The following is a 23,986-nucleotide window of genomic DNA, read 5'->3' as shown; positions in this document are numbered from 1 at the left end:
TCCATGCCAGCGCCTCAAAACGCCTTCAAAGCCGCCATGAAGTCCGGTCAGCCGCAGATGGGCTGCTGGGTCGGGCTTGCCGATGCCTACACGGCGGAGATCACCGCAAGTGCCGGCTTTGACTGGCTGCTGATCGATTGCGAACACGCGCCCAACGATCTCAGATCCATGATGGCGCAATTGACCATGGTCGAGGCCTCCGGCAGCAAGCCAGTGGTCCGGGTGCCCATCGGCGAAACCTGGATGATCAAGCAGTTCCTGGATGCCGGTGCGCAAACGCTGCTGGTCCCCATGGTGGAAAGCAAGGCCCAGGCGGAAGATCTCGTCAGCGCCGTACGCTATCCGCCGATTGGCGTGCGCGGCGTCGGAGCTGCCCTCGCCCGCGCGTCTCGCTTTTCCGCCATTCCCGATTACCTGACGACCGCCGACGGCGAGATCTGCCTGCTGGTTCAGGTCGAGAACCGCACCGGCCTTGCTGAACTTGACTCGATTCTGTCGGTCGAGGGCGTCGACGGTGTCTTCATCGGGCCATCGGATCTGGCTGCCGATATGGGCCACCTCGGCGACCCGATGCACCCGGAAGTCGTGGCCGCGATCCTGGACGCCCTGAAGCGCATCAAGGCCGCCGGCAAGGCCCCGGGCATCCTGACCACCAATCTCGATTTCGCCCGCACCTGTCTGGAACTTGGGGCAACCTTTGTTGCCACGTCAATCGACGTCACCCTCTATGCCGCCGCCATCCGTGGGGCTGCCCGGCAGGCAAAGGAGTTACTTGGGTCGGTGGAAGGATAACGTCTGGCGGGCACCGGCGCCGGCTCCCGATCTGGTCCCGTCCATATGTAAGCGAGGCAGGGCCGGAAAACTGTCATCTTCGGAACAAGGTGCCCATCCTTCGAGACGGGCCTGACGGCCCTCCTCAGGGTGAGGCTTTTGGGCTACGGTAGCATGAAATCGTCCTTGACCGTCCGGATCTGAGACGCCTGCCTGCCAGAACCCAGTTCACTACGTGAGGCAGCTCACCATGTCGGACTGGCCAGCCCGAAAGCCCCTTCACCGAAGAGACTCCCAACCACCCTCCTCATCCTGAGGAAGCGCGTAGCGCTGTCTCGAAGGATGGGCCGCTGGAACGCAAAAGAGCTGCCAGTCGATCTGAGCGGACCTGGCGGCTCTTCAAACAAGAGCCCGAAGCGGTTCGTGCCGGAGACTTACCCCAGCACCACCACCTTGGTGCCGACATCGACACGATTATAAAGGTCGATGATGTCCTGATGCCACATGCGGATGCAGCCGCTGGAGGCGTTGGTGCCGATGCTGGACGGCTGGTTGGTGCTGTGAATGCGGTAGAGCGTGTCCTTGTTGCCCTGCCACAGATACAGGCCGCGCGCGCCGATCGGGTTGCGCGGGCCGCCTTCCTGGCCGTCGCGATATTTTTCCAGCTTTGGATCGCGTTCGATCATCTCATCCGGCGGGAACCATTTCGGCCACTCGCGCTTGAAGCGGATTTCCGCCTCGCCGTTCCACGCAAAGCCGGCCCGGCCGACACCGATGCCATACCGGATGGCCCGGCCGCCCGGCTGGATCAGGTAGAGAAATTTGCTCTTCGGATCGACGACGATTGTGCCGGAGGGATATTTGCTCGGATAGAACACCACCTGTCGCAGAAATTTCGGATCGAACTTCTCGTACTGAATGGCAGGGATTGCAAATCCGCCGTCGGTTCTGGCGGCATAGGCCGTCGCATAGTCCGGCGTGCCATCGGCCAACGGGGTCAACCCAGCCTGCACGTTTGAGCTTTTCTGGCTTTGGCAAGCTGCCAACAGCAGGGGTATTGCGGCGACAAATGTGCGTCGGCTCATCTTGGAAGCCATATTCGCGTCCTTTCAGCGGCATTCAAGAACCGTCAGCACTTGCAATAATACGGTTCTGACCGGTTCAGAAAATTTTAAAAACACATCACGCGATCCGACACCGAAAGCAACATAATTATGGTAAACAGTTTATTAAAACTGGGGCTTTTCTGCCGTTAGGTCCCACAAGAGGTCAGGCACTCAGCCTGTTGCGGCAGGCAACGAGATCAAAACCGCTCACCGGCACGAGCGTGCCCCGGCTTCCGATCACGTGAGCAGCAAGGGCACAGCCGGCCCGCACGGCCTCCCGTATTTTTGCCCGCACCATGTATTCGACTAGAAAGGCTGCGTTGAAACTGTCGCCCGCCGCCGTCGTATCGATGACCGCGCCGACCGGTTCCGGCTGATACTGGAAACTGTCGCCATCCGCCCCGCGCACAAGAACAGGTCCGGCTCCGTTTTTCACCACCACCAGCCGGGCGCCGTTGGCGAGATAGCGCGTCGCAGTCGCCTCTTCGGTGGCATCATCGAAATGGCTGGCTTCATCCTCGAAGGACGGCAGAACGATGCCGGCAGCGCTGGCGGCTTTCATCGTCCAGTGGCACATCTCGTCGGTGGATTGCCAAAGGCGCGGCCGTAGGTTCGGGTCGAAGACGATCTCCGCCCCGCGCCCGGCAGCCACCTGCAAGGCAGCCAGCAGCCGGTTACGGGCGTCTTCGGTCAGGATCGCTATGGTTATGCCGGAAAAATAGAGCAGATCCCCTTCCCCGGCCATCTCCAGCGCAGAAAGATCGTCGGCAAGATGCCTGGCAGCGGACTGCGAGCGCCAGTACTGGAAGCTCCGCTCACCCTCGCTCAGAAAGATCATGTACATGCCGGGTGTCACGCCCGGCACACGAGCCATGAGCGGACGGATGCCGGCTGCCTCGATGAAATCCGTCAGTTGCCCGGAGAGCGCATCATCGCCGACAGCGCTCAGATACGAGACCTCAAGCGTCGCGGGCTCCGCCAGTTGCCGGGTGTACCAGGCGGTGTTGAACGTATCGCCGGCAAAGCCGACCGCATAGGTTCCAGACGATGTCGGTGAGAACTCGACCATGCATTCGCCGATGGCGATAAACCGCTTCGGCATGTTCATTCCTCGAAATGATCCTGGTTCTCGGCGCGAATGCGGCCGAGGATGGTGGCTATCCGGCCAAGGTGGTCGGTCAGCACGGATTCAGCCAGTTTGCCGTCCCGCCTGCGAATGGCGGACATGATGCGGTAATGGTCATCAAGCGCTGCCTGCGCCCCGGAGGCCAGGGACAGGAACCGCACCCGGTCCATATGCGCCTTCTGTTCGCGGATCAGCGCCCAGACGTAGTCATGCCCCGAGATTTCGCAGATCCGGCGGTGAAACGTGTCGTCGAGCGAGTGAAACAACTGGCGTTCATTGGCATCCACGGCTGCCTGCTGCTGTGCGAGAAGTTCTTCCAGATCGTCGATCTGTTCGTCTGTGATCACGTCTATGGCCGCCCGCATGCAGGCGACCTCCAGAGCGGTGCGAACGAATTTCGCTTTCAGCACCGCTGCTTCCGAGATCTTGGAAATGACCGTTGCGCGTTGCGGGCGAATGAGCAGAAAGCCGAGCTGAGACAGACGGTAGAACGCATCGCGGACCGGCTGGCGGGACACGCCGAAGGCCTTGGCCACTTCCGCTTCGGACATGCGTGTTCCCGGCGCCAGGTCCAGAGACAGGATCTGCTGGTGCAATTCCTCGAATACCGTGTCTGCGACGGTCGGGATCTTGATCGGCTCGAGCACCTTCAGGGCGCTACTTTCTGACATCAGCGTTTGTCTCCGTTGACTCGACTAATCAACTAGCATATCAGTTTACTAGTCGCAACATCAGCCTGTTCGAAGGCAGCCTTTGGAGAAACGAATGTCATTGGAAAGAGCGGATGCACCGGATATCTCGGGACAGGGCCTGGACCCGCACCGTCTGTTTCCCGCCGATGCAGCCTCGCGCAAGATTGCCGCAGAGCTTTACGCCACCGTCAAGGATCTGCCGATCGTCAGCCCGCACGGCCACACGGACCCGCGCTGGTACGCTGAAAACGAGGCTTTCCCCGACCCGGCACAACTGTTCATCGTTCCCGACCATTACGTCTTCCGCATGCTGTTCTCGCAGGGTATCGACCTGAGCGATCTGGGCGTGCCGCGCATCGACGGCGGCCTGAGCGAGACCGACAGCCGCAAGATCTGGCGTATCTTTGCCGAGAACTTCCACCTCTTCCGCGCGACGCCCTCACGCATGTGGCTGGAACACGCCTTCCAGGAAGTGTTCGGCTGGACCGGACGCATCTCCGCCGACACCGCGGATGAAGCCTATGACCACATTGCCGATTGCCTCACCCGTCCGGAGTTCCGCCCGCGCGCCCTCTTCGAGCGCTTCAACATCGAGGTGATCGCCACCACGGAATCGCCACTGGACGACCTGAAATGGCACCGCCAGATCCGCGACAGCGGCTGGAACGGCCGCGTCGTCACGGCCTACCGCCCCGATCCTGTCGTTGACCCGGAATTCGAAGGCTTTGTCGCCAACATCGAAAAATTCGGTGAACTCGCCGGCGAGAACGCCACCACCTGGCAAGGCTACCTCAATGCCCACCGGGAACGCCGGGCCTACTTCAAGTCCTTCGGCGCCACGTCGTCCGACCATGGCCATGCCACGGCGCGCACCGAGAACCTTTCTGCTTCGGAAGCCGAAGCCCTGTTCCAGAAGGCCCTCAAGGGCGGCTGCTCACCGGAAGAAGCCGACGCCTTCCGGGGTCATATGCTGACGGAAATGGCGCGCATGAGCCTGGAAGACGGGCTGGTACTGCAGATCCATCCGGGCAGCTTCCGCAATCATTCGGCCGGCATCATGGTAGCTCATGGTCGCGACAAGGGTTTCGATATTCCGACCCAGACCAGCTACGTCAAGGCGCTCAAGCCCCTGCTGGATGAGTTCGGCCTGGAAAAGAACCTGTCGATCATTCTCTTCACCCTGGACGAGACAGCCCTTGCACGGGAACTGGCGCCGCTCGCCGGTGTCTACCCGACGCTCAAGCTGGGTCCGGCATGGTGGTTCTACGACAGTCCGGAGGGCATGCGCCGCTTCCGGGAACTGACCACGGAAACCGCGGGTTTTTACAACACAGTCGGCTTCAACGACGACACCCGCGCGTTCTGCTCGATCCCTGCCCGCCACGACGTGGCCCGCCGGGTCGATTGCGCTTACCTCGCTTCACTCGTGACATCCGGGAGGCTGGACGAGGACGAGGCATATGAGGTCGCTCACGACCTCACTTACAGGCTTGCCAAGCAGGCCTACCGGCTCTGACGAGCCAATTTCGGGAGGAGAGTATGAAAGTATTGAAAACACTTGCGGCGTCGCTTCTGGCGACTGCCGCCTTCACGACCGCATCGCTCGCATGCGAAGTGACCCTGAAGTCGTCCGACACCCATCCGGATGGCTATCCGACGGTGGAGGCCGTCAAGCAGATGGGCAAGCTGCTCGAAGAGCGCACGGATGGCCGCATCTGCGTTGAAGTGTTCCACTCCGCCCAGCTGGGCGAGGAAAAGGACACCATCGAGCAGACCAAGTTCGGCGTGATCGACCTGAACCGCGTGTCCATGGGCCCGTTCAACAACCTTGTGGAGGAAACCAAGGTCGTCTCGCTCCCCTACGTCTTCAAAGGTGTCGACCACATGCACACCGTCATGGACGGCCCGATCGGCGAGGAAATCCTGGCGGCGTTCGAGCCGCACGGCTATGTCGGCCTTGCCTTTTACGACGGCGGCTCTCGCAGCTTCTACAACAAGGTCAAACCGATTAAATCGATTGAAGACCTTGAGGGCATGAAGGTGCGCGTGATGCAGTCCGACATCTTCGTCGACATGATGTCGGCACTCGGCGCCAACGCGACGCCGATGCCCTACGGCGAAGTCTATTCGTCCATCCAGACCGGCGTTATCGACGGTGCGGAAAACAACTGGCCGTCCTACGAGTCGTCCGGTCACTTCGAAGTTGCCGGCTACTACACCCTGGACGAACACCTGATCGTGCCGGAAGTGCTGGTCATGTCGAAGAAATCCTGGGACAAGCTGTCTCCGGAAGACCAGGCAGCCGTCCGCCAGGCTGCAAAGGACTCCGTACCCTTCATGCGCGAACAGTGGCAGGCCCGCGAAAAGGCGTCTGAGGAAAAGGTCCGCGCTGCCGGTGTCGAAGTGGTCACCGAAATCGACAAGGAGCCGTTCATGGCAGCCATGGACAGCGTCTACGAAAAGCATGTGACATCCGAAAAGCTGAAGGATCTCGTCGCCCGCATCCGCGCGACCGACTGATCTTCACGAAGCCCGCAGCCGGAGCAGCTGTTTCGCGGTCCATCGACCGCGGAACGGCCCGGCCGGCTGCGGGCTGATTTTCAGGTTTCGCCTTGCCCGGCTCCCTGCTTCAGGATCTCGACGTGCAGCCTCATCTCAAGTTCGCCGCGCAGATATTGCGCCTTGTCTCCACGGCAGCGCTCTGGCTTGCCGGAGCCGGCCTTATTCTCATGACCGTGTTCATCACCGCGCAAGTGTTCATGCGCTACGTGATGAACGACAGCCTCGTGTGGTCGGAACCCGCGTCCGTTATCCTGATGGGCTGGTTCATCTTCCTCGGCGCTGCTGTCGGAATCCGGGAAGGCTACCACCTCAGTTTCGACGTCCTGCTCTACTTCCTGCCGCAGGGGGCCAAACTGGTGCTCTACAGCATCTCCGATGCCGTGGTCGCTGCCTTTGGCGCAGGTATGGCCTGGTACGGCGCGGAACTGGCGCTGTCTACCTGGGATGTGAAACTGCCATCACTCGGGGTTTCAGGCGCGGTCGATTTCCTGCCGCTGGTCGGTGGCGGCTGCCTGGTTTTTCTCTTTTCCATCGAACGCCTGATGCGCCGCGCGGCCGGTCTGCCGACCGCACGCTTCGGCGAAGACCCTATCGAAGAGGCTGCATGACATGGAACCCGTAATCCTCTTCGGCACCTTCACGATCCTTCTGCTGATTGGCACCCCGGTCGCCTTCTGCCTGGGTGCGGCCTCTCTGGCCGCAGTGCTCTATATGGACCTGCCACCCGTTGTCGTTTTCCAGCGTCTCAATTCGGGTGTTTCAGTCTTCGCGCTGATGGCGATCCCCTTCTTCATCTTTGCCGGCGAACTGATGGTCCGCGGCGACATCGCCCGAAGGCTGGTGGCGCTTGCCGGGGCGGTGGTCGGGCACATGCGCGGCGGCCTCGGCCAGGTGAACATCGCTGCTTCCGTCCTCTTCGGCGGCATCTCCGGCTCCGCCGCGGCCGATGCGACCGCCATCGGCGGCCTGATGATCCCGCAGATGAAGGAAAAGGGCTATTCGGTCGAATACGGCGTCAACGTCACCGTCGTCTCATCGATCATCGCGCTGATGCTGCCACCCTCGCACAACATGATCATCTATTCGATCTCCGCCGGTGGGCGTCTTTCCATCGCGGATCTCTTCACCGCCGGCATCCTGCCCGGACTGCTGCTCGCAGTTTCGCTGATGGTCACCGCCTGGTTCGTTGCCCGGCGCGCCGGTTATCCGACCGAACGCTTTCCCGGATGGTCCGCGCTCGGAGCACTGTTCATCAACGCCATTCCCGGCCTGCTGCTGATCGGCATCATCTTCGGCGGCGTGCGCTCCGGCGTTTTCACGGCATCCGAAAGCTCCTGCATCGCGGCTGTCTATGCCCTGCTCGTGACAGCGCTTGCCTACCGTACGATGCATTGGGCGGAATTCGTTGCTGCCACCAAGGCCGCTGTGCGGACCACCGCCATGGTGCTGCTGGTCATCGGCTGTGCCGCCTCCTTCGGCTGGCTGCTGGCTTTCCTGCACATCCCGGCGCAACTGGTGTCATTTCTGAAAGGCATTTCGGAGAACCCGCTGCTCATCCTTTTGATGATCAACATCGTTCTGCTTTTCCTTGGCACCTTCATGGACATGTCACCGCTGATCGTCATCACCACGCCGATCTTCCTGCCGGTTGCCACCGCCTTCGGCGTCGACCCGGTCCATTTCGGCGTCATCCTGGTGCTCAACCTCGGCATCGGCCTGTGCACGCCGCCGGTTGGCACCGTGCTCTTTGTCGGCTGTGCCGTCGGCCGGATATCGGTCTGGGATGCGATCAGGACGATCTGGCCCTTCTACGGCGCCGCCGTCTTCACCTTGCTCCTGGTGACCTACATCCCGTCCCTGTCGCTGTGGCTGCCATCCCTGTTCCATTGAGGCCTATCGAATGTTCGTGAAATCCTTTCCCGAAGTGACCGCCGATCCGGGCGTCCGCAGGCAGGTCCTGTCCGACAGTCCGGACCTGATGGTCGTCGCCTTTCGCTTTCTTGAAGAAGGTACGGAAGGCAAGCTGCACAATCATCCGCACGTACAATCGACCTATGTCGAAAGTGGCCGCTTCCGCTTCACGATAGACGACGACGACTTCGACGTCGGCCCCGGTGACAGTTTCGTCATTCCTTCCAATGCGGTGCACGGCTGTCTGTGTCTGGAACCGGGAACGCTGATCGACACTTTCACGCCCCGCCGCGACGATTTTCTTTAAAGACAGCCTGCTTCCAAGGATTTTACCATGCTGACCATTGAAACCCGCTACGCCATCGATCCGGACACCGCCAAGACCCTCGATACCGCGGGTCTGCGCCAACACTTCCATGCTTCAAGCCTGTTCGAGGACGGCAGGATCAACCTGATCTACACCCATTACGACCGTCTGATCCTGGGTGGAGCCGTACCGGGCTCCGGCGAACTCGTGCTGGACGAAGTCAAGGAAGCCGGCACCTCGTCACTTCTCGACCGGCGCGAGCTCGGCATTCTCAACATTGGCGAGGCCGGCACCGTGAAGGCGGGCGGCGAAACCTATCAGGTTGGCAAGGGCGACGTGCTTTATATCGGCATGGGTTCCGGCCCCGTCACCTTCTCCGGCCCGGGCCGTTTCTACATTCTCTCCGCCCCCGCGCACCGCACCTGCCCGAACCGGCTGATCACCGTCCAGGACGCCCGCCGGGTGGAACTCGGATCGGCGGAAACCTCGAATGAACGCGTCATCCTGCAGTTCCTCCACCCCGAAGTTGCCGAAAGCTGCCAGTTGCTGATGGGCTACACCCAGTTCGCTCCCGGTTCGGTCTGGAACACCATGCCGGCCCATGTGCATGACCGCCGCATGGAAGCCTACCTCTATTTCGAGCTCGGCCCGGACCAGCGCGTGTTCCACTTCATGGGCAAACCGGACGAGACCCGGCACCTGGTGATGGCCAACGAGGACGCTGTGATCTCTCCGCCCTGGTCGATCCACTGCGGTGCCGGTACGGGGGCCTACACCTTCTGCTGGGCCATGGCCGGCGATAATGTCGACTTCACCGACATGGACATGGTGGCAATGGGAGACCTCAGATGAACCCCTTTTCTCTTGAAGGCAACCGCGCTCTGGTGACGGGCGCCAACACCGGCATTGGCCAGGCCATCGCCATTGCCATGAGCAACGCGGGCGCCGAAGTTCTGTGCGCCGCCCGCCGCGACTGCGACGAAACGCTGGCCCACATCGACAAGGGACGCCATGTGCCGCTCGACCTGTCCGATCCGATGGCCGCCGTGCCGCTGTTCGAGGCGGAACAGATCGACATCCTTGTCAACAACGCAGGCATCATTCGCCGCGAGCCGGCGACGAGCTTCAGCGAGACCGACTGGGACGACGTCATGGACGTGAACCTGAAGGCGGTCTTCTTCTCCTGTCAGGCCTTCGGCAAGGCGGCGTTGAACGCCGGCCGCACCGGAGCGATCGTCAACATCGCCTCGCTGCTGTCCTTCCAGGGCGGCATCAACGTGGCGTCCTACTCCGCCGCCAAACATGGTGTTGCCGGCCTCACAAGGCTGCTTGCAAACGAATGGGCTGCAAAAGGCATCAACGTCAATGCCATTGCCCCCGGCTATATCGCCACCAACAACACCGAAGCCCTGCGAGAGGATCCCGAGCGCAGCCGGCAGATCCTGGAACGCATCCCGGCAGGCCGCTGGGGCGAAGCCAGTGACATTGGCGAGGCAGCGGTCTTTCTCGCCTCACCGGCAGCCAAATACATTCACGGTGCCATCCTGAGCGTTGATGGAGGCTGGCTTGCACGCTGACTTGCCGCGCCTTTCCAGAACGAACCCGGCGCCGAAAGCCGGCATCGTTCACCTGGGTCTCGGGGCCTTTTTCCGGGCCTTCGGCGCCATCTATATCGAAGACGCCATAAAGGCCTCCGGCGGTACCCGAGGAGACAACTGGGGCATCATCGGCGTCAGCCTGCAAAGCCCGCGCATGCATGACCGGCTGGCCCCGCAGGACTTTGTCTACTCCGCGCAGGAACTTGGCCCTGAGGGCGAAAGCCTGCGCCAGGTGGAGATCATCCGGGAAGTGCTGGTCGCCCGTGAGAACCCGGAGGCGGTGCTGGCGGCCATGGCTGACCCAGCCATCAGGATCGTCACCCTGACCGTGACGGAAAAAGGCTATTGCCACGACCCGGCAACCGGCAGGCTGAACATCGATCATCCGGACATTGCGCATGACCTCAAGGCCGCGCAGCCCGTCTCCACCCCGGGATATCTGGTGCGGGCGCTGGCACGGCGCAGGGCTGCCGGTCTGCCGCCCTTCACGGTTCTCACCTGCGACAACCTTCCCGACAATGGCCGGCTGGTCCGTCGCATCGTGCTGGATCTAGCCGAAAGGCTCGATCCGGACCTGGCCGCGTGGATTGAAGCCGAGGGCCGTTTTCCGGCAACCATGGTCGACCGGATCGTGCCGGCCACGAAACCGGAAGATGTCGACGCGATCGCCCGGAAGACAGGCCGGTACGACGCATCGCCGGTGCTGCATGAACCGTTCCGGCAATGGGTGGTGGAAGACGACTTCGTCCCGGCCTACGGCGCGGATGCCAGACCGGACCTGGGGGCAGCGGGCGTCGAGCTCGTGAACAGTGTCACCGCCTTTGAACACATGAAGTTGCGCATGCTCAACGGCACGCATTCCGCGCTCGCCTATCTCGGCTATCTCGCGGGGCACGAGACGATTGCCGAAACTGTCGTCGATCCGCTGTTCGCGCGCTTCGTCAAGGACCTGTGGCTTCGGGAAATCATTCCCTCACTCGAAGCGCCCCCGGGAACGGACCTGGAAGACTATGCGGATGCGCTGTTCGCCCGCTACGCCAATCCCGGCATCCGGCATCGCACCTGGCAGATCGCCATGGACGGCAGCCAGAAACTGCCGCAGCGCATTCTGGGAACGGTGCACGACAACCTGACAAACGGGCGAAACTGCCCGGGGTTGTGCCTGGCCATTGCCGCCTGGATGATCTACGTCGGCGGCACCGATCTTGAGGGCAAGCCGATCGATGTGCGCGACCCGCTGAGCGAACGCCTGCAGTCTCTTGTCCGCGAGGCCGATGGCGATGCCGGCGAAGTGGCCGCGCTTCTGGGGGTCACCGAAATATTCGCCCCCAAGCTGGCCGCGGCCTTGCAGCCATCCGTGACCTCCGCCTACGCCGCCTTGAAGGCCGATGGCGTCCGCAACACAATCGGGGCTTTGTCATGATCGAAGGCTGGCGCTGGTATGGCGGCTATGACCGCATCTCGCTTTCCGAAATCGCCCAGACCGGTGCTGTCAGCATCGTCACGGCGCTGCACGAAATTCCCTACGGCCAGATCTGGCCGCGCGAAACCATCGCGAAGACCCGCGCGCAGCTTCAAGGTGCCGGATTTGCCTGGACCGTGGTGGAAAGCCTGCCGGTTCACGAGGCCATCAAGCGCGGCGAAGGCAACCTGACCGAGTTCTTCGCCAATTACCGGCAGTCGATGGCAAACCTGGCCGCCGAAGGCATCAAGGTCATCTGCTACAACTTCATGCCGCTGCTCGACTGGACGCGGACAGACCTGACAGCCCCTGTTGCACGCGGAGGCACCTGCCTGCGGTTTTCCGCCGCCAAGATGGCGGCCTTCGAGCTCTACATGGTCCAGCGACCCAACGCGGAAGAAGACTATTGCGAGCAGGTGCTGGCCGAAGCGAAACGCTGGTTCGAAGCCGCGACCCAGCCGGACCTCGACCGGTTGACGCAGTCCATCATGGCAGGCCTGCCCGGTGCCTATGACCGCTACGACCCCAATGGCCTGCGCGAGGCCCTCCTCCCTTATGAGGGCCTCGACCGCGCCGCGCTCAGACAAAACCACAAGCGCTTTCTTGAGGAAGTCGTTCCAGCTGCGGAAGACCTTGGCCTGAAGCTGGCCGTCCACCCCGACGACCCGCCCCGGGATCTTCTCGGGCTGCCGCGTATCGTCTCGGATGCGGACGATATCAACTGGATCCTGTCAGCGGTCGAAAGCCCTTCCAACGGCCTGACACTCTGCTCCGGCTCCCTTGGCGCCAACCCGAAAAACGATGTGCCTGCAATCGCGGAACGCTTTGCCGGCAAGGTCCATTTCGCCCACTTGCGCAATGTGGCGAAAGACCCGGACGGCTCGTTTGAGGAAGCTGCCCACCTTGGCGGCGACACCGACATGCCTGCGTTGCTCGGCGTGCTTCTTCGCGAAGACGCCAGGCGCCGGCGTGAAGGCCGGGCGGATGACGAAATCGTCTTCCGGCCCGATCATGGCCACGAGCTTCTGACCGACGCCGATCGCGGTGCCCATCCTGGCTATCCCCTTATCGGACGGATGCGCGGACTTGCCGAGCTGCGCGGCGTCATCGCGGGTCTTACTGCGGCAGGGGCCGTCACGGCCTAGCCACCACACAGGACGTGCCCGCGGACCTCGTCTTCGGGCACGCCCAGCGCTTTCAGCAGTGGCGGGTCGATGACACTATCGTCGCGGTTGAGCAGTTGCCTGCTGGCCCGCCCGATGGCCTTGCGCGTATTGGGACCAAGCGACCCGTCCGGTGTGCCGACGTCAATGCCTTTGTCATTCAGAGCTTCCTGCACCAGCCGCACCAGGCCGGCGTCATATTCATCGACCTGGCCGCAGAAATCCTGCGGGACTTTTGCAAAGGCAAGGCTTGCCGGAATGCGTTTGAAGGAGGTCTGGAACGTCGGCATGTTTTCGGCGAACAGCTCGACAAAATAAAGCAGCGCCACCCGGTGATTGTCCTCCTTCAAAGCCAGCCCGATCTCCGTGTTGTCGATGCCGGTGGCTATGTTCATCAAGGTCTCGGCGTCGCGCGCACGAAAGGCTGAAAGCTTGCCCTTGGCTTCCAGTTCGAACAGCGCCACTTGCCCGAATTCACCGAGCAGACATTTCGAACTGCCGTCGCAGACATAAGACCGCCAACTGTTTCCATCCTGGCTCTTGACCCCGAGACAGACAAAATTCTGCCCGGTGACATAGGTCAAAAAGGTGCGTTCGTTCGATTGCAGATTGGCCAGCAGCTCTGGAGACAGAGCGTTAAAACGCCCCTGATAGACGCCGGAGCAATAGGACAGCATCTGGCTGCGGCCAAGATTGGACAGATCCTGCGGACGTCCGACGACAAAAATGCCTTCGCCCGCCATTTCCGCCAGGGACAGGTAATACATCGACCCGGGCTTTGTGCCGTACATGTTGCGCATGAAGCCAATGCCGATACCGGTGCTGAGGAAATAGTCCGTGACCTCGTTGACGCCCTGGTTCATCAACCGGACGACATGCTCGACCTGATCCGCGCTGTAATTGCCTTCAGGAAGCTGGAGGAAGGGCTGGTGGATACCAAGACGGGCCGTTTCATGCGCAAAACGCCGCGGAAAGAAAAAACCCTCGTAGCGCGTGTAGCCTGCCAGAAAGATCAGCGAACAGGCGGATTCGCAGGTGGCGTTTTCCGGAAGCAACGTGATGAAATTCTGCCCGGCGATATATTTGCCGATCTCAAGCGCCTCGCGCAGGTTGCCGCCCGGGCTGTTAAGGGAAATCACGTTGTTGTAGGGGCAGTAACCCGGTTTCAGGCAATCCGAAAACCCGGTGCGTTCAACGAGTTCCTTCAGGCGATCGAGATCTCCTTTCTCGATCTGGCCCTCGATGGAAATGACCTTGCCCGTTTTGAGCCCACCCCAGGCCGGCACGATATGCAGCGTCTCATAGGTATGCGCGCCGTCGCCAGAAATGCCGTTTTCGAAATAGGGCAGAGATCCATCTTTCACCGCGTCCTTCGACGTGAAGCCGTCCTGAAGGCCCCTGACGTGACTGATGGCTTCCTCGCTCACGGTGCCAAGGTCCAGAAGCTGATACCCCGCCGACCTTGCGGGATTGTCATCAAGCAAGCGGATGTCGGCGGCATGAAGGTGGGAAAATGGGGTGGCACAAACCGCCAGAATTGCAAGCGTCCGTATTACGCCCGGACAAAAGCCCTTTGCCGAGACCGCCGCTACAGCGTTTCGCACCATGATCAGCCCCTTGTTTAATCCGTTTGTCAGTAGTTTGAGTTGGTAAGGTCTCAAGTCTGGCAGGGATAGTGGGACAGCGTCAAATACACACCTGACGCAGCGCCCACTTCCATTTTTTGGCAACCCTATGGTAGAACCGGATCAATCCTTGGGTACAGTCCTTGAACGGTACGGTTTATTGCCATGAAGCCTTTTGCTTTTCTTCTGATTTTTATGTCCCTGGTTCTGCCCGCGGCGGCGCAAAGCACGATCACGCTTGAAGATTTCGATCTCAGCGGCGACAGCAAACCGGCAACATCCGCCTCGCGTGGCGCAAGCGCCTCGGCCGAGACCGAAATGGAAAAATGCCTGCTTGATCAGGCTGGCTGCAGCAATTCGGAATTCAAGTCCAACACCACCTTCTCGCTGGACGATGTCGTCAATCTCGGCATCGTCGACCGCGAGGAAGTTGCCGCCACCCCGCCTTCAGGCGACGGCGCGCCGGTCACCGCTGCAACCGACCCTCTGCCGACCATCGATATGGAAATCCTGTTCGATTACAACTCTGCCTCGCTTCGCCACGACCAAGCCGCGAAACTCGCCGAACTTTCACGCATTCTCAGTCAGGAAAAGTTCAAGAACTATCGCTTCCTGCTGCTTGGCCACACGGATGCAAAGGGCAGCGCCCAATATAATCTAACCCTCTCGCAGCAACGCGCTCAGACGATCGCCGGGTATGTGACCGCCTGGGGCGGGCTTTCGGAAGAACGCGTCCTGGCAAGCGGCATGGGTGCCTCCAAGCTCAAGGATCAGCGCGACCCGTACGGCGAACAGAACCGCCGGGTTCAACTGGTCCTGCTGCCGGTCAACTGATCCTCACAAGAGGACCTGCCAACATAGTAACTTCCCCGTCTTCATCCCGGCCAAGCCTGGCGCGGACCGGGATCGAGGCGGCACACGCCTCTCGCATTTTCGAGGACCGCCGCCCTCAGGCTCTCCGTCCGGATCAGTTGATCTTGAATTCCGCGAAGTGAAAGGCAACCAGCTCCGGGTCGGAGCCGATGGTTCCGGACATCTCGTTTTGCGCAAGCTGTCCGTTGATGCGCCTGAGAACTTCCTTCTTCTGCTGATCGGACAAGGCAGCGCCCATGGAGCAGAAGAAGCCGATGCGGTTGGCACCCTTTTCGTCCTGCTCCTGCACGATCAGGCCATAGCGGGAGCCAGGTGAGATTTCGTAGCGGATCTTGCCGCCGCCGAGGTCCACCGTCTTGAAGAACTTGGTGGGGATCGGCGTCACACGGCTGGACGGCGTAATGTTGAAGAAATCCGGCGCGCATTGCTGCGGTACATCCGCCAGAACAGACACTTCTTCACCGACACTGACCGAGCCGGGATAGACCGCCAGCAGGGTCTGCTGATCGTCAGTCTCCGGCGCCGATGCATTTGTGCGCTTGAAATAGAATTCCGTCTGCATCTGCGACAACTGCTGCGGACGCTGCTCGCCGTCCGTCTCGGCCATCACGTCGCGCGTCACCCGCTTCATCAGAACGGAGACTTCCGCATCCGGCGTGTTGACATGGCGGGCCAGCGCCTTGGCGAAAGGCGAATTCTGTCCGGCACCGTCCTTGGCAACCGAATTCGGCAGCGTGGCGAAGGTCACCAGCATGTCACCAACGGTGCGGATCGGTGCAAGCCCGCGGGTAATTCCGGCAGACCGCCCGTCGGAAGAGGACTGCGACAGAAGCTGTTCGGCGAAGGGATTGTTGCGGCAGGCATCAAGGAACAGGAGGCTGATCGGCACTTCTTCCATCACTTCCATGAAAGAACGCAGGCTGACCGTTTCCCGTTCAATCGACGTCGGCGATTTAAGCTGCGCATCCACCGGGATCAGATAGTTCTCGCCATCCTTCTGGATACCGTGTCCGGCGAAATAGAGCACAGCCACATCCAGCTCCGGGGCACGGTCGGCCAGATCGTCCAGAACCTTGCCGAGACCATCCTCATCGAGATCAAAATGAACAGACACCTCGAACCCGACCGCCTCCAGGGATTTGGCAACGAGATCCGCATCCCGTGCCGGGTTCCCGAGCCGCCCGATCTTTTCATAGTCCGAATTTCCGATGACGAGCGCAAACCGGTTTTCCTCAGCCTGCGCCAGGCCGGCTGCCATCAGAAAAAGACAGCAGAAACCCGCCAGAAGCCTGGCAGCATTGGACAATTGACTGCGCAGCAATGCTGCAACCTCTTCCCTTGAAACCATCAATTTGAAATACCCCATGACACCCTGACAATTGACTCAAGCGACCCTGCGTGATGTTGTCTTGAGACCCGATTGAAACGCAATAAGGAACGGAGAAGCAACCGGGATTTTGCTCCGGCAGGACGGTTGCAACGTCAACGAGCCGCGAGACAACCGGCCCTCAACCCTTCGCTGCACTTCCCCGCCAGCCTGGCCAATTTTATTATCTTTCATGCAAGAGTTGGAGAGACTTTCCAGCATGCCGCTTGTCCGAACTGTTTTATCTGCCCGCAAATTGCATCAGGCGGGTCTTGCCGTCACCGCCATCTTGGTCCTGCCCCTTCTGACAACGGACGCTTCCGCACAGCTTGTTTCGTGTGACAGCATTCAGAAAGACTGGCTCGCGATGCCGCTGAGCGCCAGTCACGAAGATCGCGTCAAGATCTACGACAAGGCCTATAATGACAGCGACTGCGACGGCAGGGTGGTGGAAGGCTTCGGCAAGGAAATCATTGATGCCCAGCTCGACATCATCGCTCCCTTTCAGGATCTCGACGGTTATGGCGGCAACCTTGAAACGCTGAAGCAGAATCTCGCCGACCTTCAGGAATTCGGCAGCCACTGGCGCATTTCCTATCTCCTCGGCGAGATCCTGCGCAAGCAGCAACAGACCCTGCCAGCGTTCCGCGCCTATCAGGAGGCCCTTGGCCTGGTGGACGACACCGAGCTGACACCCGCCGAACCGGCTCACGCCATGATCGCCCGGCTGCGCGACCGCCTGGACGAACTGGCGGTGATCGTCGCCCAGATTTCCGAGGAACCGCAAGACATCAAGATCCCGGTCACGCGCAGTGGCCAGTCGATCTCGCAATACAGCTTTTCAACGCGCGGCTACAAACGCAAGAAGACGCTGGTTCCGATCCAGTTCGTCTACGATCAGGACGTCATGACCAAGGCCGGCAAGACGAGCTTCCAGGACGTGCAGGAGGCGCTGGAAAAGCAGGGCTCTCCGGACATCCAGGTCATTGGGCATACCGACCCGGTCGGCTCGGATGCCTATAATCTGCAACTGTCCCTGAAACGTGCCGAAGCCGTTCGCAGCGCCTTGCTGGCGGCCGGTTATTCCGGTTCCATCGAGGTGCTCGGCATGGGTGAGAGCCAGCCTTTCCAGTTCGACGATCCGTCGCTCTACACCGAGGAGGTGCGCAATCAGGCGCACCGGCGTGTCGAATTTGTCCGGAAATAGGCGGCCCGCATGATCAGATCCATTCTGCCGGGTTTTGCCTCTGCTCTTGTGCTTGCAGCAGGTCTCGCAGCCCCGCTCCCCGCGTTTGCCGGAAACCTCTACGGCCTTGTCATCGGTATTGACGACTATCAGCACATCACCGACCTCAAGGGCGCCGTCAATGACGCACGGGATGTGGCCGGCACGCTGGAAAAGCTGGAGGCACGCAAGGTTATCCTGCTGACAGATGCCGACGCCACGCGGGACAAGGTCTTTGCCGCCTGGCGAGAGCTGACGGAGCTTGCCGGGCCGGGCGATACGCTGGTGTTTCACTATGCCGGCCATGGTGCCCGCCAGGAAGCGATCCTTACAGGTCACGAAGAGCTCGACAACATGTTCTTGCTGGCTGGTTTCGATGAGACCGGTCCTGGCGTCAACGAGCGCATCATCGACAATGAGGTCGGCCATCTGCTGGCGGAAGAGAAAGAAGCAACCGTGGTCTTCGTCGCCGACAGCTGCTTTGCCGGCGATATGGCCCGGGCGGCGGACCTGAGCGCCGAGGTGCATGTGCGCGTCGCCGATGTTCAGATCGACACATCTTCGGACCGGATTGCCGAGCGGGTCAGGCAGCTTGGCGAAGTGCAGGAAGACGCCCTGCGCAACGTCATCTGGCTCTATGCGCAGGACCGCAACAAGGTTACCCAGGAAGTGCGCATCGGCGATGGGTTGCGCGGGGCGCTCTCCTATGCCTTTTCCCGCTCCCTTGAGGGCGAGGCGGACGCTGATGATGACGGCGTCCTGAACACGGCCGAGCTGAAACGATACATCAACACCTCGGTGAAACGCCACACCGAGCGTCGGCAACGACCGGAAGTCAATTCCGGATCGCGGGACCTGGAAATCCTGCTGCAGGATGCGGTCGACGCCCCTGCCCCGGAAACCGGATTGCCGGAACTGACGCTCTACACTGAGCCCGGCACAATTCTTCCTTCCCTGTCCGGCATCCGCAAGGTCGACAGCAAGGAAGAGGCCGATCTGATTTATGACGGCGACGGTTCTTCGCTGGTCTACAAGACCGGTGACGTGATCGCCTCCTTTCCGGCACCGCCGTCCGCCGAAACCCTTCAGACAACCGTCGACAAATGGCGCTTCCTCGCCTTCCTGATCGGGTTCGCCGAATCCGAAGGCCCGGACCTGGACCTTTCCGATGGCAGCCGAACCTATTCGGAAGGGGAGCAGGTGACTTTTTCGATCCGCTCGTCCGGCAACGAAAATGTGGTCCTGTTCAACCTTGCTTCCAACGGGGCGGTCCAACTTGTCGGGCCCGTTCGCAGAGGCAAACGCGGTCTGGCAGCCGGCAAGCTCCGCCCCGGCCGGACGGACAGTTTCCGCTCTGCGGTGATCCCGCCTTTCGGCGCCGACCACCTGATTGCCATCACGACACCGTCCCCCCTGCCCGATCTGGTGGACGCGGTCCAGGACGCACAACAGAACAACGATCTTGCCGCCCTTGCGGAAGAACTCAAACACACCCTCAACGGCCAGCCCTTCGGTCTCGACTGGGTCGGGCTTTATACGCGCGCAAAGGGAGACCTTCAGTGAAAACCGGATACCTCAAGGCCTTCGCCGCAACCGTTTGCCTGTGTCTTTCCGCCGGCACGGGTCAGGCCGCGCAAAAGGCAGTTCTGATCGGCGCCGGGGTCTATCCCTATCTCGAACCGGAGGCGCAGCTTTCAGGCCCGGCAAACGACGTGCGCCAGATGGCTTCCTTCCTCGAGGAAGACTGGGGCTTTGCCAGGTCAGACATCCGGATCCTGCTGGAAGAAGGCGCGGCCAAGAACAGTATTCTGGGGTCCATCACCGGTTGGCTCGTCAACGAAACCCGGCCGGGCGACCGCGTCATCATCTATTACTCCGGTCACGGCTCGCAGGTTCCCGACCGCAACGGCGACGAGGAAGATGGCCTCGATGAAACCTTCGTTCCGACCGACTACGGCCGCAGGGGCGCAAGAGCCGAGGATATGCTCACCGATGATGAAATCGCCTCTGCCCTTGCAACCTTGAAGGGCCGCGAAGTGATCCTGATCGCCGATTCCTGCCATTCCGGCACGGTCAACCGCGATGTCGTGCCGGATCTCACCTCCAGGGGTGTCGACGCCAAGGCGCGTTACCTGCCGTTCACGGGTGTTTCCAGGTCCCTGCCGGTGGTTCGCGACGAGGAGCCTCTGGCGCGTGAAACCAATGTTCACCTGACCCTGTCCGCTGCCCTGCCGCATCAGCTCGCGTGGGAAACCAACGGCTCGGGCATCTTCACCCAGAACCTGATCCGGGGCCTGCGCACGCGCGAGGCAGACCTCAACGGCAATGGCCGTGTCACCACCGCCGAACTCTTGAACTATCTCAGGCCACGCACCGAACAATGGTGCCAGCGCGTCGAAGACTGCCGCGATCTGCAGTTCACGCCGAACATGTCACCGCGCAACGAAGCCTTCATCTTGCAGCCGATTTCGACCGAAGAACCTGTCCAGACGGTGACCGGGACGACCGCCGACGATGTTTCCGACGTATTGCCGGAACAATCCTCGCAGGCGATCAAGGTTTCGATCCTGCCCGGTGCAACGCACCAGATCGGTGACGAGGTCCAGTTTCAGCTCACCAGCGCGGTCGATGGCTATCTCACCCTTTTCGACCTGACCGTGGAAGACGATCTGGTGCTGCTGTTCCCAACCGACGAGGACCGCGCTGCCGGCAAGACCGGCCGCATCCGTGCCAACTCCGCTCTCACGGTCCCGGACCCCTCCTATGGTTTCAGCTTCGAGGCCGAAGCCCCGGCCGGCAAGGGCAAGCTGCTGGCGATCGTGACCGAGGATCCGGTCGATCTGGAAAACCTACTTGCCGCCAACGGCGAATTCGAGCCGATCGGTGACAAGATCGATTTCATGAAAGAACTCTCCGGCCGCCTCAACAAGGTCTGGACCTCGGACAATGCAAATCGCAGTGCCCGTTGGGCCGCCGGCTACAAGGACTATGAAATCCGGCCATAACCGGCGGCGCGCAGATCAGGAAGTCGTCCTGAAGCAGAAGACGTTGCCTGAGGAAGTGTTCTTCAGGCAGCTTGTCTCCCAGTCCTCGGCAACGGGTTTCGGCTTGGTTTTCCGCCACAGGGTTTCGGCCAGCGCGCCATTCACCAGCACCTTGCCAGCCTGATGTTCAATCACGGTAATGCTTCCGGACGGCCACTGATAGGACTCGAGCGTGTAACTCTCCAGACCCGCATTCAGCGATGTGAGCGACGTCATTTCGCAAGGTTCGTCGTCGATTTTCGTGTCACCCTTGAACACCAGACAACTGCCTTTCTGCGGGGCCCCCAGCTTTTTGGCAACGATCTGATCCAGACTGACCGTTTCAGCCCCCTCGGCCAGCGACATGATCTCGGAAAATGTCATGTCACCCGGATACATGAAGAAGTTCGGGACAGCGACGTACCAGCCGTTGCTTGCCTCGACCTGTGCGCTCATTTCCATGCGACCGATGTCGAAACGGCCTGAACAGCCGATATCACCCAGTTCCGTGCCGCCATCGGTAACGAATTCGATGATGCCTTCCGTCTCGTTGATCTTGTAGCTCTGGAAACTGTCTGGTGTGACGTCAACGGTCGACCAGCGCGAATGCGGAAGAATGGCGTCCGGGTTGTCTTCGTTTTGTTCGGCCGAATAATTGGCCGGCGTGGCACCGTCTTCGGGCGTATATTGCCGGGACAGCTTCGAACAGGCTTCCGCAATGTTGGAAGAGGTTGGTCTGGCGATTACCGGCAACCCGGCCACCTGGATGTTCCAGTGGGCCGCATCGCCGATCTTCTCCACGAAGTACATGTCGTCCGGCGGCGTCGCCAGCATGGTCTGCAGAAGCGACAACCTCAGGCGCAGGGCCTCCATGCGCGCGGCAACAGCGCCCATGCTTTTCAACGCGAGCCCGAAAGCCTTGCCGACGTCGTCCCGGCTGTAGGTCCCTTCCCGCAAGGTCAGCGAAATGGAATGAAAGCCGAGTTTGCCGTTCACATGCAGAACCCGGTCGGCGATCCGTCCGATATCACTTTCCGTATTCTCGCCCCCCGCCATGAAGAAGACCGCGCAGGCAGACTCGCACCTTGCCCCTGCCGGAACAGCAGTTCCCAGACCGTGCACCCAGTAGCTGCCGCCATATCCCTTGAGCAGATAATCGGCCATACGGATAGCCTCGGACAGGGATCCGCCAGGACTGTCCAGACACAGTCTGCCGTGTGACCTGTTACCCGTGTCGTCTCCCAGCACAACACCGTTGATCGGCGTATCGCGCTTCTCCCAAAGCCCGGCCAGAAAAGTTTTCAACTTTTCGGTGTCGCCAGGCGCAATCTGCCCACTGATGGTGGCAACACATTTCAATTCCGCATCGCCGCCTTCAGCGAAATCAGCTGCATTGGCAGAACAGGTCACGCTGGCAAAACATGCCAGCCAGCAGAACAACAGACGAAAAACCTTCATGAAATCCCCCAGCGTTTTCTCCTGCACAAAAGCGTGACGTTGGGCCATCCGTCAAGAACGTCAACAGGCATATCAGTCCGGAACCAGTCGAAAGCCCGCCCTCACCAGGCACTTTCTGCAACCGCTCCACAACCACTTTTGGCTTGCGAAAGGAACGCAGCTGGATTTGTCTGTCTGACGGCATCCCTACATCAGGATGGCTTTTCAATCAGGACCGATGGCACACATGTTTTTCAGATTAAGTCTTTTCTGCCTTTCACTCGTTTTCACGGCTTTACAGCTTTCTGCCGCAGAGATTACACAACGTCCCGATCTCGCCCCGCGGCTGGCCCAACTGAAGCCGTTGTATCCGGGCAAGCGCACCGCCGGCAGCAGCGTGGTCAATGACCAGCAGGGGAGTGTTTTCCTGATTTCCGGTGTCATCGAAAAAGGTGATCTGGAAAAGCTGAAAACAGCACTCGAAGGCACCTGGGGCAAATACATCGTCTTCGACAGCCCCGGTGGAAGCTTTCTGGAAGGCATCCGCATCGGCCAGTATTTGCAATACAACGTCGGCTCGCAGGACCCGGATCTCTACGGTGTCTTTGTGCTCAACGGCAATCGGTGCCTGTCCGCCTGCGCCCTCGCTTTCACCCTGGCAGCAACCCCGCGCAATGCTGTTTACGGTGACGATATCCGCTTTCTGGAAGCAGGTGCCGCGCTAGGGTTTCACATGGCTTTTCTGCCAGACGACAAGGCCAACCAGCTTGTTGCAGTCAAGGAAGCCATGAACCTGGCCTATGAAGTGACGCAGACCTACGTCAAGCTGATCAAGGGTGGCATCGCCCCTTCCATTTTGCTGCAGGAAGCCTTGTCCCACCGCACTGCCGACAGCTTCTTTTATCTGGCTGGCGGCATCCGGTCCTATGCCATGGGCCTGACGCCTGTCTCTGCTGGCGCCATTGCGGACCCGATCAACAAGAGCGCTCTCTACATGGACACGGTCGGCGCCATGTGCACGCAGCTTTTTCTCGCCGACAACACCATCAAGAAATCGGAAGTTGAATACGAATTCGGCGCAATAGAAGGCTTTGCTCCGGACCCCAAGCAAACCCGGCTGGAAGATCTGACCCAGCAGTTGGGCTCAGGCCGCATTGCCGCCAGCCACAACGGTGCTGCCTATTGCACGGTCGAACTCACCGAGGACGGCACCGTTGGCATGCGGCTGACCGCCGGGGCCTTGCCCTGTTCCGACGGCCGATCCGATGGCCCGACGTGGTGTGCAATACAGGGACCGTTTGAAGACACTCTGCCGAAAGTGACCAACGCGCTTCTGGCCGACGCCGCAAGTTGCAACGGCGGCACCCTGACGAACGAATATGCCTACTGGACGAGCGACGTCATCGATTATGACCTGGGCGAAGAAGCCCCGACAGTTAGCACAGACCCGTATGATTGGATGCGTACCATCGCGCGGGACGTCAACGTTCGCCAGCAACCGTCTCTGGACGCTGAGGCCATTGGCCGGGTGCAGATTGGCGACAAGGTCAGAATCTCCGGCTGCCGCATCGTCTCGGGGCCGCAAGGCGTCTGGTATCAACTGTCGACCGGAGGCTGGATCAGCGCCCGTTTCGTTGCCGAATTCGATCAGTTCACACGCCCGGCAACGGAAGCAACCATGATCGGTCGATAAGGGAAAGTCCAAACAACTGCGGCAGGCAAGCCCGCACCTTATTCGG

The 23,986-nt window shown here is 60.7% G+C and carries 21 protein-coding genes; 15 read left to right on the top strand and 6 right to left on the bottom strand.

Features of this window, described 5'->3' with window-relative positions; all coding sequences use genetic code 11:
- Positions 1-3 precede the first annotated feature (3 nt).
- Entirely contained in the window at positions 4-792 is a 789-nt protein-coding gene (hpaI, locus tag V1T76_RS23770) for a 4-hydroxy-2-oxoheptanedioate aldolase (RefSeq protein ID WP_330563164.1), read from the top strand.
- A gap of 413 nt (positions 793-1,205) precedes the next feature.
- On the opposite strand, the gene V1T76_RS23765 is transcribed toward hpaI, so the two are convergent.
- The 3 genes from V1T76_RS23765 to V1T76_RS23755 all read right to left on the bottom strand — a co-directional run bounded on the left by V1T76_RS23765 (position 1,206) and on the right by V1T76_RS23755 (position 3,674).
- On the bottom strand, positions 1,206-1,868 hold the full coding sequence (locus V1T76_RS23765) for a L,D-transpeptidase (protein WP_330563163.1): 663 nt from the start codon (positions 1,866-1,868) through the stop codon (positions 1,206-1,208).
- A gap of 172 nt (positions 1,869-2,040) precedes the next feature.
- Positions 2,041-2,979: a sugar kinase gene (locus tag V1T76_RS23760; RefSeq protein WP_330563162.1), complete on the bottom strand. Its 939-nt coding sequence runs from the start codon at positions 2,977-2,979 to the stop codon at positions 2,041-2,043.
- A gap of 2 nt (positions 2,980-2,981) precedes the next feature.
- Positions 2,982-3,674 carry a GntR family transcriptional regulator gene (locus V1T76_RS23755; protein WP_330563161.1) on the bottom strand — a complete coding sequence of 231 codons (693 nt, stop codon included), beginning with the start codon at positions 3,672-3,674 and terminating at the stop codon, positions 2,982-2,984.
- Between the two features lie 94 nt (positions 3,675-3,768).
- On the opposite strand from V1T76_RS23755, the gene uxaC reads away from it, so the two are divergent.
- The 9 genes from uxaC (at position 3,769) to uxuA (ending at position 12,680) form a co-directional block, all read left to right on the top strand.
- Positions 3,769-5,211 (top strand): glucuronate isomerase, encoded by a 1,443-nt coding sequence (uxaC, locus tag V1T76_RS23750; RefSeq protein WP_330563160.1) that lies wholly within the window; start codon positions 3,769-3,771, stop codon positions 5,209-5,211.
- A 23-nt stretch (positions 5,212-5,234) separates the two neighbouring features.
- Positions 5,235-6,215, top strand: coding sequence for a TRAP transporter substrate-binding protein (locus V1T76_RS23745; protein ID WP_330563159.1), 981 nt, complete (start codon positions 5,235-5,237; stop codon positions 6,213-6,215).
- Between the two features lie 122 nt (positions 6,216-6,337).
- Positions 6,338-6,865, top strand: coding sequence for a TRAP transporter small permease (locus tag V1T76_RS23740; RefSeq protein WP_330563235.1), 528 nt, complete (start codon positions 6,338-6,340; stop codon positions 6,863-6,865).
- A 1-nt stretch (position 6,866) separates the two neighbouring features.
- Positions 6,867-8,147, top strand: a complete 1,281-nt coding sequence (locus V1T76_RS23735; RefSeq protein WP_330563158.1) for a TRAP transporter large permease — start codon at positions 6,867-6,869, stop codon at positions 8,145-8,147.
- Positions 8,148-8,157: 10 nt separating this feature from the next.
- On the top strand, positions 8,158-8,475 hold the full coding sequence (locus tag V1T76_RS23730; protein ID WP_330563157.1) for a cupin domain-containing protein: 318 nt from the start codon (positions 8,158-8,160) through the stop codon (positions 8,473-8,475).
- Positions 8,476-8,502: 27 nt separating this feature from the next.
- Positions 8,503-9,327 carry a 5-dehydro-4-deoxy-D-glucuronate isomerase gene (gene kduI / locus V1T76_RS23725; RefSeq protein WP_330563156.1) on the top strand — a complete coding sequence of 275 codons (825 nt, stop codon included), beginning with the start codon at positions 8,503-8,505 and terminating at the stop codon, positions 9,325-9,327.
- Positions 9,324-10,052 (top strand): 2-dehydro-3-deoxy-D-gluconate 5-dehydrogenase KduD, encoded by a 729-nt coding sequence (kduD, locus tag V1T76_RS23720; RefSeq protein WP_330563155.1) that lies wholly within the window; start codon positions 9,324-9,326, stop codon positions 10,050-10,052. The genes kduI and kduD overlap by 4 nt, the downstream gene beginning before the upstream one ends.
- Positions 10,042-11,496 (top strand): mannitol dehydrogenase family protein, encoded by a 1,455-nt coding sequence (locus V1T76_RS23715; protein ID WP_330563154.1) that lies wholly within the window; start codon positions 10,042-10,044, stop codon positions 11,494-11,496. The genes kduD and V1T76_RS23715 overlap by 11 nt, the downstream gene beginning before the upstream one ends.
- A complete protein-coding gene (gene uxuA, locus V1T76_RS23710) occupies positions 11,493-12,680 on the top strand; it encodes a mannonate dehydratase (protein WP_330563153.1) in 1,188 nt (395 codons plus the stop codon). Before V1T76_RS23715 ends, uxuA begins: the two co-directional genes overlap by 4 nt.
- Here uxuA and V1T76_RS23705 read toward each other — a convergent pair.
- Positions 12,677-14,305: a hypothetical protein gene (locus V1T76_RS23705; protein ID WP_330563152.1), complete on the bottom strand. Its 1,629-nt coding sequence runs from the start codon at positions 14,303-14,305 to the stop codon at positions 12,677-12,679. The two genes, uxuA and V1T76_RS23705, sit on opposite strands and share 4 nt — an antisense overlap.
- A 183-nt stretch (positions 14,306-14,488) precedes the next feature.
- Here V1T76_RS23705 and V1T76_RS23700 point away from each other — a divergent pair, with 183 nt between their 5' ends.
- Complete coding sequence (locus V1T76_RS23700; RefSeq protein WP_330563151.1) at positions 14,489-15,157, top strand: OmpA family protein; 669 nt, start codon at positions 14,489-14,491, stop codon at positions 15,155-15,157.
- 133 nt (positions 15,158-15,290) lie between these two features.
- On the opposite strand, the gene V1T76_RS23695 is transcribed toward V1T76_RS23700, so the two are convergent.
- Positions 15,291-16,562: a caspase family protein gene (locus V1T76_RS23695; protein ID WP_330563150.1), complete on the bottom strand. Its 1,272-nt coding sequence runs from the start codon at positions 16,560-16,562 to the stop codon at positions 15,291-15,293.
- 220 nt (positions 16,563-16,782) lie between these two features.
- Between V1T76_RS23695 and V1T76_RS23690 the strand changes: the two genes are divergently transcribed.
- From V1T76_RS23690 to V1T76_RS23680, 3 genes are read left to right on the top strand one after another with little or no spacing between them, the layout of a single operon-like run.
- Positions 16,783-17,769, top strand: coding sequence for an OmpA family protein (locus V1T76_RS23690; protein ID WP_330563149.1), 987 nt, complete (start codon positions 16,783-16,785; stop codon positions 17,767-17,769).
- Positions 17,770-17,778: 9 nt separating this feature from the next.
- Complete coding sequence (locus V1T76_RS23685) at positions 17,779-19,350, top strand: caspase family protein (protein WP_330563148.1); 1,572 nt, start codon at positions 17,779-17,781, stop codon at positions 19,348-19,350.
- Positions 19,347-20,792: a caspase family protein gene (locus V1T76_RS23680; RefSeq protein ID WP_330563147.1), complete on the top strand. Its 1,446-nt coding sequence runs from the start codon at positions 19,347-19,349 to the stop codon at positions 20,790-20,792. The genes V1T76_RS23685 and V1T76_RS23680 overlap by 4 nt, the downstream gene beginning before the upstream one ends.
- Before the next feature lie 15 nt (positions 20,793-20,807).
- Here V1T76_RS23680 and V1T76_RS23675 read toward each other — a convergent pair whose 3' ends face one another.
- A complete protein-coding gene (locus V1T76_RS23675) occupies positions 20,808-22,268 on the bottom strand; it encodes a hypothetical protein (RefSeq protein WP_330563146.1) in 1,461 nt (486 codons plus the stop codon).
- 226 nt (positions 22,269-22,494) lie between these two features.
- Between V1T76_RS23675 and V1T76_RS23670 the strand changes: the two genes are divergently transcribed.
- Positions 22,495-23,940, top strand: coding sequence for an SH3 domain-containing protein (locus V1T76_RS23670; RefSeq protein WP_330563145.1), 1,446 nt, complete (start codon positions 22,495-22,497; stop codon positions 23,938-23,940).
- Positions 23,941-23,986: the final 46 nt, after the last annotated feature.

The organism is Roseibium sp. FZY0029, from assembly GCF_036350355.1.
Lineage (GTDB): Bacteria > Pseudomonadota > Alphaproteobacteria > Rhizobiales > Stappiaceae > Roseibium.
This window is presented reverse-complemented; position numbering and strand designations above follow the sequence as displayed.